Below are 17,673 nucleotides of genomic sequence, written 5' to 3'. Positions count from 1 at the left end.
AACAACCTCTAATCAACAAATATTACAACTATGGCCGTGAAAGTAAAACCCGGTGGAAAGGTTTTTGGCATCGTACTGCTGTTAGGTGCCATCTATGCAGGAAAAGTGTTATGGTGGGATAAACGCCCCAAAGAAGCAAAAGAAGCCACCCAAATTGGAAAAGTAACCCTCCCGGATGCTGCAGAAGCATCACTGGCCGGGAACGCCATGAAATTGCCTTTACCAGAAAGTACAGAAGCTTTGAACGGCGGTACCAAAATATCCTGGCGCGTAATGGCGTGGAACTCCCAGTTCGCGCTGATGTACGCCAACGGTGGCGCCAATACTACCAAAGGTTCATTGATTGATAAAGCTAAATTGCAAGTACAACTGGTACGCCAGGACGACTGTAATAAATCCCTTGCAGACATGGTAAAGTTTGCACAGGACTATAAGAAGAATCCTAACACCACCGGTATCTTCGCTTCCTTCATGGGAGATGGTATGCCTGCTTTCTTTGCCGCATTGGCCAAGGAACTGGAACCACTGGGACCTGACTATCAGCCAATCGCTTTCTATACCATGGGTAAAAGCTATGGTGAAGATAAACTGATGGGACCTGTTGAATGGAAAAGAGATCCTAAAACAGCTATCGGTAAAACCGTTGCTGGTGTACTCCGCGATGGTGACTTGAACATCATGCTGAAATGGGCTGGTGATAACAACATCCCCGTGAATCCGGATGAAACGTCTTACGACCGCAACGCTATCAACATCATTGCTGCGAACGACTTCCTGGATGCCGGTGCAAAATACATTGCAGGCTACAAGGAGAACCGCAAACTGGTCATTGATGGTAAGAAAACCAGCAAAGACACTACAGTGGGCGTAGACGGCGTGGCCACCTGGACTCCCGGCGACGTAAACGTAGCGCAGAAAAAAGGTGGTCTGGTAAACATCGCATCTACCCGTGAATACACTTCACAGATGCCGAATATCACCATCACCATCAAGAAGTTTGCTTACGATCACCGTACAGATATCGAAAACCTGATCATCGCCCTGGCACAAGCCGGCGACCAGGTACGTTCCTTCAACGATGCGAAAGCCTTTGCCGGTGACGTATCTGCGAAAGTATACAATGAACAAAATGGTGCATACTGGCTGAAATACTATAACGGTGTAGAAGAAAAAGATGTACAGGGACTGAATATCCCATTGGGTGGATCTATGGCCTTCAACCTGACCGATGCTGCCAATACCTTTGGTATGGGCAAGGATGCGATTGACCGTTACAAAATCGTATACAGCACTTTTGGTGAAATCCTCACTAAAATGTATCCTGAAGTAATGCCTACCTATCCGATATACACGCAGGTGGTAGACAAGTCGTTCCTGGCTTCTGTGGTAGCTAATCACCCGGAACTGCTGGAAGGCGCCGCGATCAAGGAAAAATATGCAGATAACATCACGTCAGAAGTATCTTCCAAATCTTACCAGATTCAGTTTGAAACCGGTAGTGCGGTAATCAAAGCTGGTTCACACGCAGTATTGGATGAGATCCTGAAAAGTGCGGTAGTAGCAGAAGGTCTGAAAGTAGGTGTTTACGGACATACCGATAACGTAGGTAATGAAACCGCTAACGAAAAATTATCTAACGAACGCGCAGAAGCAGTGAGAAATTACCTCGTAGGTAAAGGCCTGCAGGAAGCCCGTATCGAGTCAAAAGGTTATGGTTCATCTAAACCAATTGCAGACAACAATAGTAACGATGGTCGCGCTAAAAACCGTCGTGTACAGATCGTATTAGGTCAGTAATATGATGATTGTGTTGTTCAGGTATCCCTGAACAACACAATCCCTTTTCGTTTCACCAATAACTTTAGATGTGATTAAATCTTTTTTTGAACCGCTGCGGGTACTCAACCGCCGTGCGATGGTATCGCTGGTGATTGCGGAAGTAGTGATAGCATTGGTAGTATGGCAGCTCAGCGGAGGCGGATTGATTCCAACACCGCTCAAAGTATTGCAAACACTGGGTAAAGTAGTTCAGACTCCATCTTTTATTGATGATTTATTCGCCAGTTTGGTACTCACCATCAAAGGGATGTTTATCTCGATTGTGATTGCCCTGGTGATCAGTTACCTTTCTATCGTTCCGCTTTTTAATCCAATTGCACGTTTTGTCATTAAGTGCCGGTACCTTACCCTCACCGGTTTAACTTTCCTCTTTACCCTGTGGACACAGAACGGACATGAACTGAAGCTCAGCCTGCTGATTTTTGGTATTGTTCCCTTCTTTGTTACTTCGTTGTTGTCTGTAATCGATGGCATCAACAAGCAGGAATTTGAACTGTGCACCACGTTGCGTATGAACAGCTGGAAAACCTTGTGGGAAGTAATTATTGTAGGACGGCTGGATCAGGTATTTGAAGTAATGCGTCAGAACTTCGCCATTGCCTGGCTCATGATCACCTCTGTAGAGGGATTGAGTATGAGCGAAGGCGGCCTTGGTGTAATGCTGATCCGTGCTAACAAATATGTACAGCTGGATGTGGTATTCAGTACCTTGGTGATCATCTTTTTGCTGGGTATCTTTTTTGACTATATCCTCGGTAAATTCCGGGAATGGTTATTTCCTTACACTAAACTTTCTACCCGCTAATGAACGCCAACGTATATACGAAACACCAGCCGTTACTGACTGCGGAACATCTTACACTGCAGTATGGCGATAAAACCATTCTCCGCGATATCAACTTCTGTATTCACGACATACATCGCCCGGATATGCAACAGGGACAGGTGGTGTCATTGATCGGCCGAAGCGGTATTGGTAAAACACAGCTGTTTAAGACCTTGTCAGGGTTGATTCAACCCACGGAAGGGGTGGTAAAAATAGATAGCGATCAGCATCCGGTGAAAGCAGGAGAGGTAGGGATTGTACCGCAAAACTATATTCTCTTTAACCACCGTACTATTTATCACAATCTGAAAATAGGACTGGATAATGCAGCCGTTAAGCTCACGGAAGAGGAGAAAAAGCGCATTATTGAAGACTATGCAGGTACGTTTCAGTTAACAGAACACCTGCAAAAGTACCCGGCACAGTTGAGTGGTGGCCAGCGTCAGCGTGTGAGCATTATTCAGCAGGTACTTACCGGCAACAAGTTTATTTTATTGGATGAGCCCTTTTCCGGTTTGGATGTGCTCATGATCGATAAGGTAATTCAGCTGCTGATCAAAGTATCCACCTTGCATGAAGAAAATACGCTGATTATTGTAAGCCACGATATTGAGAACGCCGCCGCTATTTCTGATACCGTTTGGGTATTGGGTAAAGAAGAAGGCAAAGAAGGAGCTACCATTATCCAGGAATATGACCTGTGTAAAATGGGATACGCCTGGCAGCCTGAAATTCGTCAGGATGCCGGATTCCAGCAGCTTGTAGCCACTATTAAGAAGCAACTGTAAGCAATAATATTATAACAATTAGTTTAGGGAGATGGAAACGCCGTGGCGGTATTCATCTCCCTAAATTTTTCCCTTACCCTCCGCTTAAAAAAATGCGGGCACCTCAGCAGATAGCATAAATTGCTCTTTTCCCTACATTTGCAGTATTATGAAGAGAGTCATCGGTTTATTTTGCTTACTACCGCAATTACTACACGCGCAATCCATTCCGGTAAAGGACTACCCGCAAGGCTATTTCAGAAATCCGTTGAATGTTTCAATCGAGCTGGCCGGAAACTTCGGTGAGCTTCGCCCTAACCACTTCCACTCGGGAATGGATATTAAAACCCAGCAAAAGGAAAATTTGCCGGTACACGCTGCCGCAGATGGATATGTGAGTCGTATCGGCGTATCCCATACCGGTTTTGGGAATGTGTTGTACATCACTCACCCCAATGGCTATACGACTGTATATGCCCACCTGAATGCCTTTTTTCCTGCCCTGCAGCAATATGTGAAAAAGCAACAATACCAGGCAGAAAGCTGGGCCAGTGATCTGGCAATTCCTGCCGGTATGTTTCCAGTAAGGAAAGGTGATTTTGTTGCCTGGAGCGGTAATACCGGCGGTTCTGCCGGACCACACCTGCACTTCGAAATTCGCAATACCCAAACAGAAAAGCCATTGAATCCATTACTTTTTGGATTTGATATTGCCGATACCCACGCACCAGACGTATATCGCATTGCGGTATATGACCGGGATAAAAGTATTTACGAGCAACAACCCATTACGCTGCCCGTGAAAAAGGTAGACGGTGAATATGTAACTACACAACCGGTTATTAAAATCAATGCGGCCAAAGCCAGCTTGGGAGTAAGCGCCGTGGACCGGATGAATACCGGTAACATCTACGGCATATATGAAGTAACCCTGCTGCAAAATGGTGAACCTGATATCGATTTCCAGCTGGATAATATCGGCTACGACGAAACCCGTTATCTCAACGCACACATCGATTATAAAGTGAAGAAGGGCGGTGGTCCTTACTATCAGCTCCTTTTCTCTCTGCCCGGCAACAAACTGGACATTTACCATGATCTGAAAGGCGATGGTACCATTCACCTGGAAGATGGGGCGGTACACGAAGTAAAGCTGTTGGTAAAAGATGCCTATGGCAATACTTCTACCGTGAAGCTGCACCTGCAACAGGGCGGGCCGGAAGCTGCAGATAAAACCTGCGCCAATGAAATGTACCCGGATTCCCGTAACATTTTCGAAAATAACCAGGTAGAATTTTACCTGGATGAAGAAGCATTATATGACAAAATTTGCTTCAACTACGCAGAAACGCCATCAGTAAGCACTAAGGCTTATTCCAACGTGTATCATCTGCATACGCCATTGGTGCCGGTACACGACTATTTCAATGTATTGCTAAAGCCTTCCCGCAATGTGCCGGAAAATCTGCAATCTAAAATAGTGATGATACGTGAAGGCATGGGTAGCAACGCTTCATCCACTACGCTGGAGAACGGCTGGTACAGAGGCTCTTTCCGCGACTTCGGCAATTTCCACCTGGAAGTGGATACCATAGCACCGAAGGTAACACCAGTGGGAGTGAAGCCTGGCGCCAATTTGGCGAAGGCAGGCAAAATAGCCTTTGCCATGAGTGATGCCAGCGGTATTAAAAGCTATCGCGCAGAGCTGGATGGCAAATGGCTGCTATTTTCCCGTAGAGGCAATGTGTTGACCTATACATTTGATGAACACTGCCAGCCAGGAACACATGTGCTGGTGATGAAAGTAACTGATATTGCAGGTAATGAAGGCACTTATCGCCTTTCATTCAAACGCTAGTATTCTTATAACAGCTAAAAAACGCTATATGACAAACTTAACGGAAGGTAGTAAAGCCCCGGTTTTTAAAGGACCTGATCAGCACGGCGAAAAGGTGTCCCTGACTGACTTTAAAGGAAAACGTGTGGTGCTGTATTTTTATCCAAAAGACAATACCCCAGGCTGCACGGCACAAGCCTGCAATCTGCGTGATAACTACGATGCACTATTGAAAAAAGGGTATGTGGTAATAGGCGTAAGCACTGATAGCGAGCAAAGTCACCAGAAGTTTATCGAAAAATTTGATCTGCCGTTTACTTTACTGGCAGATGAAGACCATAAGATCGTAAACCAGTACGGTGTTTGGGGAGAAAAGCAAATGATGGGAAAAACCTATGACGGAATACATCGTACTACGTTCCTCATCGATGAAAAAGGCGTGATTGCCCATATCATCAAAAAGCCGGATACTAAAAATCATACGGAAGAAATCCTGGAACTCTGGGAGCCGAAAGCATAAAGTAAGAAGCTATAAAAGCAAATGGCCTAAGCATCGCTTAGGCCATTTGCTTTTATAGCTTCTTACTTATTTTAATTATCTCTTCTGGCGTTGTTTCTTAAACAGGTTACCTGTTTTGAACTTGTTACCTTCAGGGCTACCTACACGGTCCATCGCGCAACGGAAACCAACAGTGTTAGTGGCCATATCTTCCTGCATATAACGACGGTTACCAGGTGAAAGCCAGTAAGCACGGTCGTTCCAGCTACCACCTTTGATTACGTGAGATTTGTCGTTGATCAGTGAAGTGACGCCATAACCATATTCCACCTGTGAGAGGGAGTCACCATCCAGATAGTTGATTACATCACCTTTCTGGTAGTTCAAACGGTTAGCACTTTCTTCGTCAGTAACATCACGCATTTTCAGGTGACCAAGACTATCTTTTTCCAGTTCTTTATTTTCGTTTTGATAAACAGTCTGGAATTTGTTACCACGGAAGTAGTTGAAGTCTTCCCCATCAATTGGGTTCAGTGGTCTGTAAACGTCCAGTACCCATTCTGCTACGTTACCGGACATGTTGTAGATACCGAACGTATTAGGGTAGAAGGAGCGGATCGGACCAGGGATAGAAGCACGGTCGTTCAAACCACCGGCCACACCCATGTTATCACCGGAACCACGCTTGAAGTTGGCCAGGAACTGACCTTGCATGGTACCGCGGCGGATATCACGTAAGCCACTGGTATTGGTACCCCAGGAATAAACCTGTTTGTTCATGATCAGCTCTTCCCCGTGTTTGCCTTCTTTTTTGGAAGGGCCAGGGTTCTGACCAATATAGCCCAGTGCGGCGTATTCCCATTCTGCTTCTGTTGGGAGGCGGTAGTTAGGTAACATTACGCCATCTTCAAAAGCAGCATTACGGGGTGTTCCGTCTGCGTTTTTAAATTGTTCTTTGGCGCCTTTGGACAACTTACCGGGAGTTCCTTCATATAAACCAGCCATATAAGACTTGGTATCAAAGGTGTTGTCATCTGATTGGTTGCCTACATCTGCTTTAGACAGCAGGCCTTTGTCCATCAGCAATTTTTCGTTTACACGGTTAGAACGCCATTTGCAATAGTCAGTAGCCTGTTTCCAGGTAACACCTACTACCGGATAGTCGTTGTAAGCCGGGTGGCGGAAGTAGTATTCTACCAATGRCTCGTTGTAGGCCAGTTCACTACGCCATACCAGGGTATCGGGCAGTGCATTACGGTAAACATCCGGGAATGACTCGCCATAAACGCGATTCAACCAGTATAAATATTCACGATAATGTACGTTGGCTACTTCAGATTCATCAATGTAGAAAGAGGAAACAGTGATACGACGTGGAATATTGTTCCAGTCGCCCATTACATCCTGTTCCGTTGCTCCCATCGCAAACGTACCACCTTGTACGAAAACAAGTCCGGGCCCTGTTTGCTGGGCAACGTTTTTAGCTACGCTGAAACCGCCCATTTTCTGGTCGTTGTAGTTCCAGCCAGTAGCGGAAGAAGCTTGCTTCTTCTTACCGAAAAGTCCCCCGCCGTCTTTATGACAGGCACTCATGGATAGCATTACGCTGGTACCTACGAGCAATGATAAAGAGGTTAATCTACGCATGCGATACAGCTTTAGTCTAGTATATTTACAGTAAACGCAAATGTACTCTTTTTTATTTTATGGCGAAAAAAATTAATTTGTAATTTGCTGCCATTCGTCCCTGCTGATAAAGGATTATCTATGTCAACCGATCGAAAAACTGCGATTAAGATAATGAAACTCAATTATATTTTTATAGCGGTATTCCTGCTTTTGCTGTCGGGAAAGCAGGAAATATATGCCCAAAGCAGTATTCGTCTATATAAAAAAAATTCCGTGCTGGCCACCGGCAGCTGGTACAAGCTGGCGATCACCGATCCCGGAATCTATAAAATAGATGTCGCCTTGTTGAAAAGTATGGGCATTACCGCGCAGCAATTGGCCACCAGTAGTATCCGGCTATTTGGCAACGGCGGGCAAATGTTGGGGGAACCCAATGCCACACCTCGCTACGACGACCTGCCGGAAGTAGCCCTGTATGCAGCCGATGGCGGCGATGGCATCCTGGATGGAAATGATTACCTGCTCTTTTACGCTCCCGGTCCTCATCGCTGGCAATATAATCCGCGTACAGGCGCCTTTGTGCATCAAAAGAACCTGTATGCAGATGCCGCCTGGTATTATATAACTGTTGGGGGAGATGGATTACGCATAAAAGCCAGTGATCATCAGCCGGTTACCGGAACGCCCGAATATGCCGTAGACTATCGGGCGTTTTTTGAGCGCGACAGCTTTAACTTCCTGAACAGTGGTAAACAATGGTGGGGCCCTGAATTCAGTAAAGTATTGGGGCTGACCCGTAATTACCGCTTCACATTGCCGGCAGCGGCCACCAGTCCGGTCACGGTTCGTATGCGCGTGGCTGCCCGCAGTAGCGGGGGATGTAATTTTAATGCCACCGTAAACCAGGTCAGCGCTATCTCTAATTTATACCTGCTCCCCGTAACAGACAATGTTTTTGAAGGCGTGGCCACTGCGGCTACCGGCGCCGGCGCTGCTAACACCGCCCAGTCGCAGCTGGACGTGGGCGTTGTATTTGCGCCTGATAATATAAATGACCGCGGATGGCTGGATTATGTGGAAGTACAGACCCGCTGTCCACTGGTAATGCCGGCCTCCGGCCAGCTCGATTTTCGCAGTACGCAGTACGTTGGTAGTGGACAGAACAGTCGTTTTGCCTTGCATAACGCAGATGTACAAACGAAAATCTGGGATGTCACCGATCCGGTAAAGCCGGTGTTGGTCACCAGCCAGTTACAGGGCGATTCGCTGCAGTTTGCCGGCAGGAATGATAGCTTGCATGAATACATCGCCTTTTCTGATAGGTCGGCCTTGCAGCCCACGCTCGCGGGTCCGGTCATGAACCAGGACCTCCATGGCAATGGCCCGGCAGATATGATTATTATTACTACCCAGGCGCTGAAAGGACCCGCAGAAAGACTGGCAGCCCTGCATCGTGCACAGGATCAGCTGCAGGTGCAGGTGGCCACCATAGACCAGGTATATAATGAATTTGCTTCGGGCAGCCCGGACCCAACCGCCATCCGCGATTATGTAAAAATGTTTTATGACCGCCGACCGGCGCCTCGCTACCTGTTACTGTTTGGTGCGGCTTCTTATGACTACCGGCAGCGCATTAAAAACAATACCAACGACGTTCCTTCCTGGCAAAGTGAAGCCTCTCTGGATGCTATCCGCTCTTATGTATCCGACGATTATTTCGGGATATTAAAGGATAAGGGAGATATTACCCAAACCGGTGTCCCTGATTTACTGGATATCGGCATCGGCCGCATTCCGGCGCGCAATGTGAGCGAGGCAACGCTGGCGGTAGATAAAATTATCCGCTACCAGCAACCAGCCGCTTTCGGCCCATGGCGCAACCAGGTAACCCTGCTGGCCGATGATGAAGACAACAATCTCCATTTCGATGATGCGGAAAAAATGGCCGCCATTATTGATGGGAATGCGCCTTTGTTAAATACCGCAAAAATATACCTGGATGCTTATCCGCAGGAACAAGGTCCGGGAGGCGCCACTTATCCGCAGGTAAATGCCGCCATCGCCAACCGGATGAACAAAGGGACCCTGGTACTGAATTATTCCGGCCATGGCAGCAATTCCCGGTTAGCTGCTGAAAATATCATGGATGCCACCAGCATTAATGCCTGGCATAATGATCGTAAATTACCCCTGTTTATTACCGCTACCTGTGATTTTGCTCCTTATGATGATCCGGGTATCACCTCATTGGGACATAAAGTATTATTGCAGCAATCGGGCGGTGCTATTGCATTAATGACCACTACCCGCGCTGTTTTTGCAGCCTCCAATCAGTTAATGAACGCCAACTACCTGAAAGTAGCTTTTACGCCCGACGCCAACGGCCGGATGCCTGCGTTGGGAGCAGCGGCCATGCTGGCCAAAAATGCCACCTACAGCGGTTCTGCGGATGCCGTTAATAACCGGAAGTTTCAATTGCTGGGAGATCCGGCGCTGACCCTGGCATTCCCCGCCTATAAAGTAGTTACCGACAGCATTAACGGGAAAGCCCTAACGGGCACTGATACCTTAAAAGGACTGGGCAGCTATACTATTAAAGGGCATATTACTGATGCACAGGGCAATCCGGTGCCCGATTATAATGGAACGCTGTATACCACTATATATGACCAGCCCTCTATGGAAAAAACACGCGGAAATGACGCTGGTAGCCAGGTAGCTGCGTATAAAGTACAACAGCATGTTTTATTTCAGGGCACACAAACGGTTATTGCAGGCAAGTTTTCCCTTACATTTGTGGCGCCCCGCGATATTCGTGAGGGCACCGAAAAAGGAAAGATCAGCTATTATACCAGCAACGATCAACAGGATGGCAACGGGTATCTCAATAACTTTACGACTGGTGGAGTCATTGCGTCGCCCGGCATCGATATTACCGGTCCTGCTATCAATGCCTGGCTTAATAACCGGCAGTTTAGAAATGGTGATATTACCGGCCCGGACCCCATGTTAATGATAGACCTGGCGGACAGTAGCGGCATTAATATAACTGGAAATAATAGTGAGCATAGTATTGTGGCTATTTTGGATAGTACTGAATATATTGTATTAAATGATTATTTTGAGTCATCTTTGAATACTTATAAAAGAGGAAATGTACTGTTTCCTCTGAGTGGTTTGTCGGCTGGCGAGCATAGGATAACAATTAAAGCCTGGGATACCTACAACAATGCTGCAACAACCACGCTTTATTTTAAGGTAACTGAAGAGGGAATGCTGGCTGTAGAAAATGTGAGAAATTATCCAAACCCTTTTCGTGATGTAACACGTTTTACTTTCCTGCATAATCAACAGGGACAAGAGTTACAACTAACATTGCAAGTATTTACAGTAGGAGGGATGCTGGTTAAAACAATGCATAGTACAATAATTTCGACAGCTGGTCGTTTTGATGGCATGCCCTGGGACGGACGTAGTGATTCGGGAGCGAAATTACCCCCGGGCGTATATTTGTACAGAGTAACAATCAGAACCACAAAAATAACGACGAGTAAGGGCGGTAAGCTGGTGTTGTTATAACCTATGCAAGGAAAATAATTTTTGCCATTATCCCAATTAAACCCCTTCTGTGTTATATTAATAAATAAGATTATTTTTACATCCTTATCAAATACAAAATCTGCATGATCCGAAAGGTAACAATGGGCCTCGTGTTCATTTACGGCACTTTCATAAGTTTCAAAACCTCAGCACAAGTTTCTTCGGGGCAGTTAGATGGTCGTTCTGTACCTATTAACACCGCCGTACCATTTTTGCGAATTACACCGGATGCACGCAGCGGAGCCATGGGAGATGTGGGGTTAGGGCTTTCCGGAGATGCTTATTCTATATATAATAACCTTTCCAAGCTGCCATTCGCAGAGAAGAATGCAGGGCTAGCAGTAACATATACGCCGTGGCTGAAAGAGCTGGTAAACGACGTGTTCCTGGCCAGCCTGAACGGCTATACCAAACTGGATGATCAACAAGCCATTGCCGGTTCGTTGCGTTATTTTTCGCTGGGTACCATCGCTTTTACTGATAGAGATGGCAATCCCACGCAGGATTTCCACGCACGGGAATTTGCCCTGGATGCAGGTTATGCCCGCAAATTATCGGAGCATTTTGGTATCGGATTAACCGGGCATTTCATTTATTCCAATCTGGCCAACGGACAATCGGTAGATGGAATGCAGGTAAAGGCCGCCAAAGCGTTTGCAGTAGATTTATCCGGTTTCTATACCAAGGATTTTGAAAGGGCAGACGGTCTGGTAAATAAACTGAACATTGGCGCCGCGATTTCCAATATGGGTACGAAAATTTCTTACCTGAGCTCTGCACAGGAAAAAGATTTTATCCCTACCAATCTCGGTATCGGTTCTGCCTACACAGTAGCGCTGGATGAAAACAATGAGCTGACATTCGCGCTGGATATCAATAAATTATTAGTGCCAACACCGGATTCGGCGGGCAGATATAAAAGCAAAAGCTCCCTGGAAGGTATGTTCAGCTCTTTTGGAGATGCCCCCGGTGGATTTAAGGAAGAAATGCAGGAGCTGATGTATTCCTTAGGAATGGAATATTGGTACAACAAGCAGTTTGCAGTAAGAGCTGGTTATTTTAATGAGAACAAAAATAAAGGTAACCGTAAGTATTTTACAGCCGGTATTGGCGTGAAATATGACATATTTGGGCTGAACTTTTCCTATCTGGTGCCGTCAGGATCTGGTACACAACGTAATCCGCTGTCTAATACCCTGCGGTTTACCCTGACCTTCGACCTGGGGCCAAGAGATGAAGATAGCCGTACAGGCTGGTAAATTTCCTGAAGAGCATAAAGCAGAAGGCATAAAGCAAAAAGCTATTGTAGCGGAGAATAACGGGAATAATATTATTATCCGCTACTATCTCCACTACAATAGCTTTTTGCTTTATGCCTTCTGCTTTATGCTCTTTGCACCTTTGGGCGAAAGGCTTACCTTGCGGATTGGCAAAATGATTAAATTATTACAACTATGAGTAGGATACGTATTGGACTGGGAGTAGATTTTCATCAGCTGGTAGAAGGACGTGAATTCTGGCTGGGAGGGGTGTTAGTCCCTCATCATAAAGGGGCACTGGGCCATAGCGATGCGGATGTGCTGTTGCATGCCATATGTGATGCCATGCTGGGTGCATTGTCGCTGGGTGATATTGGTGTTCATTTTCCGGACACAGATAATGCCTACAAAAACATCGATAGCAAAATATTATTAGCCCGTTGTTTGCAATTGATTGGAGAAAAGGGCTACCAGGTAGTGAATGTCGACAGCACACTTTGCCTGGAAGCACCGAAAATAAAGCCTTATGTGCCTGCTATGCAAAAAGTAATTGCAGAAACACTGCATATCAGCACAGAAGACGTTTCTGTAAAGGCAACCACCACCGAGAAAATGGGGTTTGTAGGGCGTGAAGAAGGTGTTACAGCCCATGCAGTTGTATTACTGGAGCATATCACCCAGTAATTCGCAATTCGTAATTTTTTTAAAATATCTTTGTTCAATGGCGGATATTATAGTGAAAATCATCAATAAGTCAGGTAACGAATTACCAGCTTATGCAACGGCAGATGCGGCAGGAATGKACCTCCGTGCACACTTGGAGACAGCGGTTACTTTGCAGTCGCTGGAAAGAATGCTGATACCTACCGGACTGTTTATGGAACTGCCGGCAGGATACGAAGCACAGATTCGCCCACGCAGCGGTCTGGCTATCAAGCAGGGATTAACATTGCTCAATACACCTGGTACCATAGATGCAGATTATCGTGGAGAAATTAAGATTATCATGATCAACCTGTCCAACGAACCGCAAACCATACAACCTGGTGATCGTATTGCCCAAATGGTCATAGCTTCTTTTGTACAAGCCGTGATAGAGCCGGTTACTGTACTCTCTGAAACCGTAAGAGGAGTAGGAGGTTTTGGACATACCGGTAAATCCTGATAAATGCGGATATACTTCACCGTTATAGGACTGGCTGGTATTTTATTAATGGGAGCTTGTAGTGGTGCTAAACAATCTGCATCACGTGGCAATACTTCCATTAGAAATGCTGCTGTGCTGGCACAGCGGGCAGATAGCCTCTTTTTTGCCGCGCAGCGTTCTAAAATGCTGGGCGACTATCGCACGGCTATTACCCAGTATGCCGACTATTTACGGTTGAATAAAAATAATGCAACGGTGAATTATGAGCTGGCCCGCCTGTTCATAGAAGTACAAAACGCCGGTAATGCGCTCCTTTTTGCACGCAGAGCGGTAGCCATCGATCCGGAAAACCATTGGTTCCAGGTAACCCTGGCCGATGCGTATGCCGTAAATGAAAAATTCGATAGCGCCGCCTTCGTTTTTGACGGGCTCACCAAGAGATATCCCACCAACGAAGATTATCTCTACAACAAGGGAATATTGCTGGCGAAAGCCAATAAACCCGCTTCCGCCCTGGCAGCCTTCAATCAGCTCGAAGATAAAGTAGGGGTGGTGGAGGAACTCATCTACCAAAAACAAAAACTCCTGCTCAAAATGAGTATGGTAGATGAAGCAGCAGCAGAGATTAAAAAACTCATTCAACGGGACCCGCAGGAAACCCGGTACTACTATCTGCTGGCGGAAATATATGATGCCAACGATCGCATCGAAAACGCTGCCGAAGTATACCATACCATCCTCGCCAGAGATCCTGATAATCCCAGAGCGCTGATTGCACTGGCTTCTTACGCCAAAAAGAATAATGATACCACCACCTATTGGGCCAATCTTACCAAAGCCTTTGCCAATCCGGGTTACAGTATCGACGAAAAAGTAGCCTTTGTGTATCCATACCTTCAGATGATGAGTACGGATACTGGTAAACTTGATGAAGGCCTGCAGCTTACTTCTCTGATTATTAAAGCACATCCTAAAGACGCGAAAGCTTACGCCCTGCGTGGTGATATGTTTTCGCAGGCCGATATGCTCGATAGCGCGGAAACCAGCTATAAAAAAGCCCTGAGCCTGGATGATACCCGCTTTTCAGTATGGTATCAGCTCATGTGGATCTATTCCCGCAAGGAAGATCCTACGGCGCTGCTGACCCTTAGCAACAATGTAACCAACAAGTTCCCGAAGGAATTTATGGGCTACTATTTTAAAGGTGTAGCCAGCTTCCTTTTACAACAATACCCAAATGCTATTAATTCGCTGAATGCCGCACTGGAAATAGGAAATGGAGAAAAGCGATTCCTGGGAGATATTTATTCACTCCTCGGAGATTCCTATCATGCTACCGGTCAGCACCGGCAATCAGACAGCAGCTACGAAAAGGCCCTGATACTGCGGCCTAAAGATGCGCTGATCATGAACAACTACAGCTATTACCTGTCGCTGCGCGGAGAAAATCTCGACAGAGCCGCAGAGCTATCTAAACAATCACTGGAAATAGAGCCGGAAAGTCCAACCTACATGGATACTTATGCCTGGATTCTTTTCCGGCAGGAAAAGTTTGGAGAAGCAAAACAGTGGATTGAAAAAGCATTACAATACCCGGATGCGCAGAAAAACCCTAATGTATTGGAACATTACGGGGATATCCTGTTTAATCTGAAAGAAGTAACAAAAGCAGTGGAATACTGGCAAATGGCGAAAGACAAAGGTGCTTCGTCTGTTGACCTTGCCAGGAAGATCGCTGAAAAAAGATATATTCAATAAGCTTTTAGCTATAAGTTTATCGCTCAATGAAGAGAAAAACCATCGTCACACTTTTAATTGTAACCATTGGCCTGGGCATGGTGGCTTGCCGTCATCCCAAGAAACTGGCCCGTAATACATTCCTGGCAGCTGATACCAATAAGGTAGCAGTAGTGAAAGACAGTTCGGCTAATGAAGAGTTGACCCGGTTTGCCAGTGACATGTTGAAGGGAATACACGACAATCACATTGATTTCAATACATTTTCCGGCAAAATGAAGCTGGCATTTGAAACAGATAAGAAGAGCCATAATAACCTGAATGCTACCTTCCGTATTAAAAAGGATAGCATTATCTGGATATCTATTTCGGCGCCTATAGTAGATGAAGTGGTAAGAGCTGTGATTACGCCGGATAGCCTGAAAATGTATAACCGTCTGGAAAAACAATTATTCCTGCGGAAGATGGCAGACGCAGAGGAGTTGCTGGGTATACCATTCGATTTCCAGACCCTGCAGGATATGTTAATCGGTAATCCGATATATCTGACAGACTCTGTATATCAGGTGGTGAAAACACCTTCCATTATTTCTTTTAGCTGCAATCATGCAAAGTTCGTAAGCCTGTTCAATGTATTTGCAGATGATTACGGATTACAGCAGAGTAAAGTGATGGATAAAGACAGCACCAATCCGGTAAAACGCTCCTGTGAGCTTACCTACGGAGATTATACGAAAGTGGCAGGCCGTAAATTTCCTGTTACCCGCCGTATATATGTGGAAGAGAAAAATGTCACCAAAGTAGCGCTCGATTTCACCCGCTATGATTTTGACATTCCGCTCAGTTTTCCGTTTAACATGCCATCGAGCTATAAACGTATGTAAGCGGAACATTCTACAAAAGTCATCTTCATTAAACTAATAAACGTTGTATATTTATTTAATTTGCAGTTACTAAAATAAGTCATGTTGTATTTGAAGAAGATTATCCCGTTCATGTTGATGCTATGGTTAATGCCAGCCATGTTGGTTGCTCAGAATAATGGGCAGCAGCAACAATCGCGGGAGGAACTGGAGCGAAGAAAAAGAGAACTGCAAAAGGAAATAGATGATGCCAACGAACAACTGAAGGAAACCAAGAAGTCTACCAAAGAAAGCCTTGGACAACTTCGGGCATTACGGGATAAAATTTCTGCCCGTTCCCGCCTCATCAATAATATCAACGAAGAAATCAATTTCATTAACGGAGATATCAACTCAGCCTACCGGGATGTAAAAACCCTGCAGAAAGATCTGGATACCCTGAAAGCACAATATGCACTCTTAGTCGTTTATGCTTACAAAAACCGCTCTTCCTATGATATGCTGAACTTTGTGTTTTCTGCACAGAGTTTCAATGATGCCGTTAAAAGATTCCAATATCTGAAGCAATACCGCGAGTATCGCCGCAGACAGGCCGATAATATCGTAAGTACACAGGAACAGCTGAATAAAAAAATACAAAGCCTGGAATCACAGCGCGTAAGACGTTCTGATGCACTTAAAACAGAACAGGAACAAAGAAGCACCCTGGAAGTAGATAAGAAAGAGAAAGATGAGGTATTGAATAAACTAAAAGGGCGTGAGAAGGAGCTGGTGACGGATATCAATCAGCGTAATAAAGATGCACAGAAAGTACAGTTAGCCATCAGGGCGGTAATCCGTAAAGAAATTGAAGATGCCCGTCGTAAGGCGATAGAGGAAGAAACTGCCCGTCGCAAAGCAGCAGAAGAAAAACGCCGTAAGGAAGAGGAAGCCCGTAAAGCCGCTGCACTCGCTGCTGCGGAAAAAGCAAAAGCTGCCGCCGCTGCTGCTGCCGCCAACAATAGTAATAATACTGCTAACAATACACCAGCACCGGTACCAGAAAAACCAGCTCCGGTGAAAACACCTGAGCCTACACCGGAACCGGAAAAACCGGCGACCCGTACAGAAAACGTACTGGAAGCAACACCAGAAGCACTGGCTTTATCTGAAAGCTTTGAGGCTAACCGTGGCAAACTGCCATGGCCGGTAGATGCAGGTAATATCATCGAGCATTTTGGTATCCACCAACACGCCGTGATGGAACATATCCAGGTACCTTCCGATGGCGTCGTGATCGCTACCAATAAAGGTGGCGCGGTGAAAACCATCTTCGATGGGGAAGTGAAATCGGTAGTAGTAATGCCAGGCTCAGGGTATGTAATTATTATCCGTCATGGACAATACTTCACCACTTACGTACGTTTGCAAACTACCCGGGTGAAGAAAGGAGATTTTGTTAAAACCGGGCAGGTAATAGGTACTGCCAGCACTAATGATATTGAAAATACCGGTGAGGTGGAACTGCAAATATGGAAAGGCGTTACCAAGCAAAATCCTGAGCAGTGGATACGGAGACGATAATATGATATTGAATGAAGCATAAAGCATAAAGCGAAAAGCAAAAAGCTATTATAGCGTATAATGACTGGTAAAACATAATCATTCGCTAAAATAGCTTTTTGCTTTCT

14 protein-coding genes are annotated in these 17,673 nt (G+C 45.7%); 13 read left to right on the top strand and 1 reads right to left on the bottom strand.

The features are described from left to right. Positions 1-30: 30 nt before the first annotated feature. The 5 genes from AC1DFM_RS12895 (at position 31) to bcp (ending at position 5,789) form a co-directional block, all read left to right on the top strand. Positions 31-1,797: an OmpA family protein gene (locus AC1DFM_RS12895; RefSeq protein ID WP_477077147.1), complete on the top strand. Its 1,767-nt coding sequence runs from the start codon at positions 31-33 to the stop codon at positions 1,795-1,797. A 70-nt stretch (positions 1,798-1,867) separates the two neighbouring features. Next, positions 1,868-2,644, top strand: a complete 777-nt coding sequence (locus AC1DFM_RS12890) for an ABC transporter permease (protein ID WP_477077146.1) — start codon at positions 1,868-1,870, stop codon at positions 2,642-2,644. Beyond that, a complete protein-coding gene (locus tag AC1DFM_RS12885; protein WP_477077145.1) occupies positions 2,644-3,453 on the top strand; it encodes an ABC transporter ATP-binding protein in 810 nt (269 codons plus the stop codon). The genes AC1DFM_RS12890 and AC1DFM_RS12885 overlap by 1 nt, the downstream gene beginning before the upstream one ends. A 148-nt stretch (positions 3,454-3,601) precedes the next feature. Further along, positions 3,602-5,290, top strand: a complete 1,689-nt coding sequence (locus AC1DFM_RS12880) for a M23 family metallopeptidase (protein WP_477077144.1) — start codon at positions 3,602-3,604, stop codon at positions 5,288-5,290. A gap of 28 nt (positions 5,291-5,318) precedes the next feature. Further along, entirely contained in the window at positions 5,319-5,789 is a 471-nt protein-coding gene (gene bcp / locus AC1DFM_RS12875; protein ID WP_477077143.1) for a thioredoxin-dependent thiol peroxidase, read from the top strand. A gap of 75 nt (positions 5,790-5,864) precedes the next feature. On the opposite strand, the gene AC1DFM_RS12870 is transcribed toward bcp, so the two are convergent. Beyond that, positions 5,865-7,415: an SUMF1/EgtB/PvdO family nonheme iron enzyme gene (locus AC1DFM_RS12870; protein ID WP_477077142.1), complete on the bottom strand. Its 1,551-nt coding sequence runs from the start codon at positions 7,413-7,415 to the stop codon at positions 5,865-5,867. 153 nt (positions 7,416-7,568) lie between these two features. On the opposite strand from AC1DFM_RS12870, the gene porU reads away from it, so the two are divergent. The 8 genes from porU to AC1DFM_RS12830 all read left to right on the top strand — a co-directional run bounded on the left by porU (position 7,569) and on the right by AC1DFM_RS12830 (position 17,566). Then, positions 7,569-10,976: a type IX secretion system sortase PorU gene (gene porU / locus AC1DFM_RS12865; RefSeq protein WP_477077141.1), complete on the top strand. Its 3,408-nt coding sequence runs from the start codon at positions 7,569-7,571 to the stop codon at positions 10,974-10,976. 104 nt (positions 10,977-11,080) lie between these two features. Then, positions 11,081-12,256, top strand: coding sequence for a type IX secretion system outer membrane channel protein PorV (gene porV, locus AC1DFM_RS12860; protein WP_477077140.1), 1,176 nt, complete (start codon positions 11,081-11,083; stop codon positions 12,254-12,256). Then, the gene (locus AC1DFM_RS12855; protein ID WP_477077139.1) at positions 12,231-12,455 is read left to right on the top strand and encodes a hypothetical protein; all 225 of its coding nucleotides are present in this window, start codon (positions 12,231-12,233) and stop codon (positions 12,453-12,455) included. The genes porV and AC1DFM_RS12855 overlap by 26 nt, the downstream gene beginning before the upstream one ends. Continuing rightward, complete coding sequence (gene ispF, locus AC1DFM_RS12850) at positions 12,452-12,940, top strand: 2-C-methyl-D-erythritol 2,4-cyclodiphosphate synthase (protein WP_477077138.1); 489 nt, start codon at positions 12,452-12,454, stop codon at positions 12,938-12,940. Before AC1DFM_RS12855 ends, ispF begins: the two co-directional genes overlap by 4 nt. Positions 12,941-12,977: 37 nt before the next feature. Continuing rightward, positions 12,978-13,421, top strand: coding sequence for a dUTP diphosphatase (gene dut / locus AC1DFM_RS12845; protein WP_477077137.1), 444 nt, complete (start codon positions 12,978-12,980; stop codon positions 13,419-13,421). Between the two features lie 3 nt (positions 13,422-13,424). Beyond that, the gene (locus tag AC1DFM_RS12840) at positions 13,425-15,161 is read left to right on the top strand and encodes a tetratricopeptide repeat protein (protein ID WP_477077136.1); all 1,737 of its coding nucleotides are present in this window, start codon (positions 13,425-13,427) and stop codon (positions 15,159-15,161) included. Between the two features lie 26 nt (positions 15,162-15,187). Then, positions 15,188-16,024: a lipoprotein insertase outer membrane protein LolB1 gene (lolB1, locus tag AC1DFM_RS12835; RefSeq protein WP_477077135.1), complete on the top strand. Its 837-nt coding sequence runs from the start codon at positions 15,188-15,190 to the stop codon at positions 16,022-16,024. 90 nt (positions 16,025-16,114) lie between these two features. Further along, positions 16,115-17,566: a murein hydrolase activator EnvC family protein gene (locus AC1DFM_RS12830; protein WP_477077134.1), complete on the top strand. Its 1,452-nt coding sequence runs from the start codon at positions 16,115-16,117 to the stop codon at positions 17,564-17,566. The last annotated feature ends 107 nt before the right edge of the window (positions 17,567-17,673 follow it).

The organism is Chitinophaga sp. 05T412, from assembly GCF_056396465.1.
Note: the sequence above shows the minus strand (reverse complement) of the source record. Positions and strands in the feature narration are given on the sequence as shown.

What these genes read in the sequence shown, in the direction of transcription:
- AC1DFM_RS12895 (WP_477077147.1), top strand. Translation starts at nt 31, where the DNA reads ATGGCCGTGAAAGTAAAACCCGGTGGAAAGGTTTTTGGCATCGTACTG.
- AC1DFM_RS12885 (WP_477077145.1), top strand. Translation starts at nt 2,644, where the DNA reads ATGAACGCCAACGTATATACGAAACACCAGCCGTTACTGACTGCGGAA.
- AC1DFM_RS12880 (WP_477077144.1), top strand. Translation starts at nt 3,602, where the DNA reads ATGAAGAGAGTCATCGGTTTATTTTGCTTACTACCGCAATTACTACAC.
- bcp (WP_477077143.1), top strand. Translation starts at nt 5,319, where the DNA reads ATGACAAACTTAACGGAAGGTAGTAAAGCCCCGGTTTTTAAAGGACCT.
- porU (WP_477077141.1), top strand. Translation starts at nt 7,569, where the DNA reads ATGAAACTCAATTATATTTTTATAGCGGTATTCCTGCTTTTGCTGTCG.
- porV (WP_477077140.1), top strand. Translation starts at nt 11,081, where the DNA reads ATGATCCGAAAGGTAACAATGGGCCTCGTGTTCATTTACGGCACTTTC.
- AC1DFM_RS12855 (WP_477077139.1), top strand. Translation starts at nt 12,231, where the DNA reads ATGAAGATAGCCGTACAGGCTGGTAAATTTCCTGAAGAGCATAAAGCA.
- ispF (WP_477077138.1), top strand. Translation starts at nt 12,452, where the DNA reads ATGAGTAGGATACGTATTGGACTGGGAGTAGATTTTCATCAGCTGGTA.
- AC1DFM_RS12840 (WP_477077136.1), top strand. Translation starts at nt 13,425, where the DNA reads ATGCGGATATACTTCACCGTTATAGGACTGGCTGGTATTTTATTAATG.
- lolB1 (WP_477077135.1), top strand. Translation starts at nt 15,188, where the DNA reads ATGAAGAGAAAAACCATCGTCACACTTTTAATTGTAACCATTGGCCTG.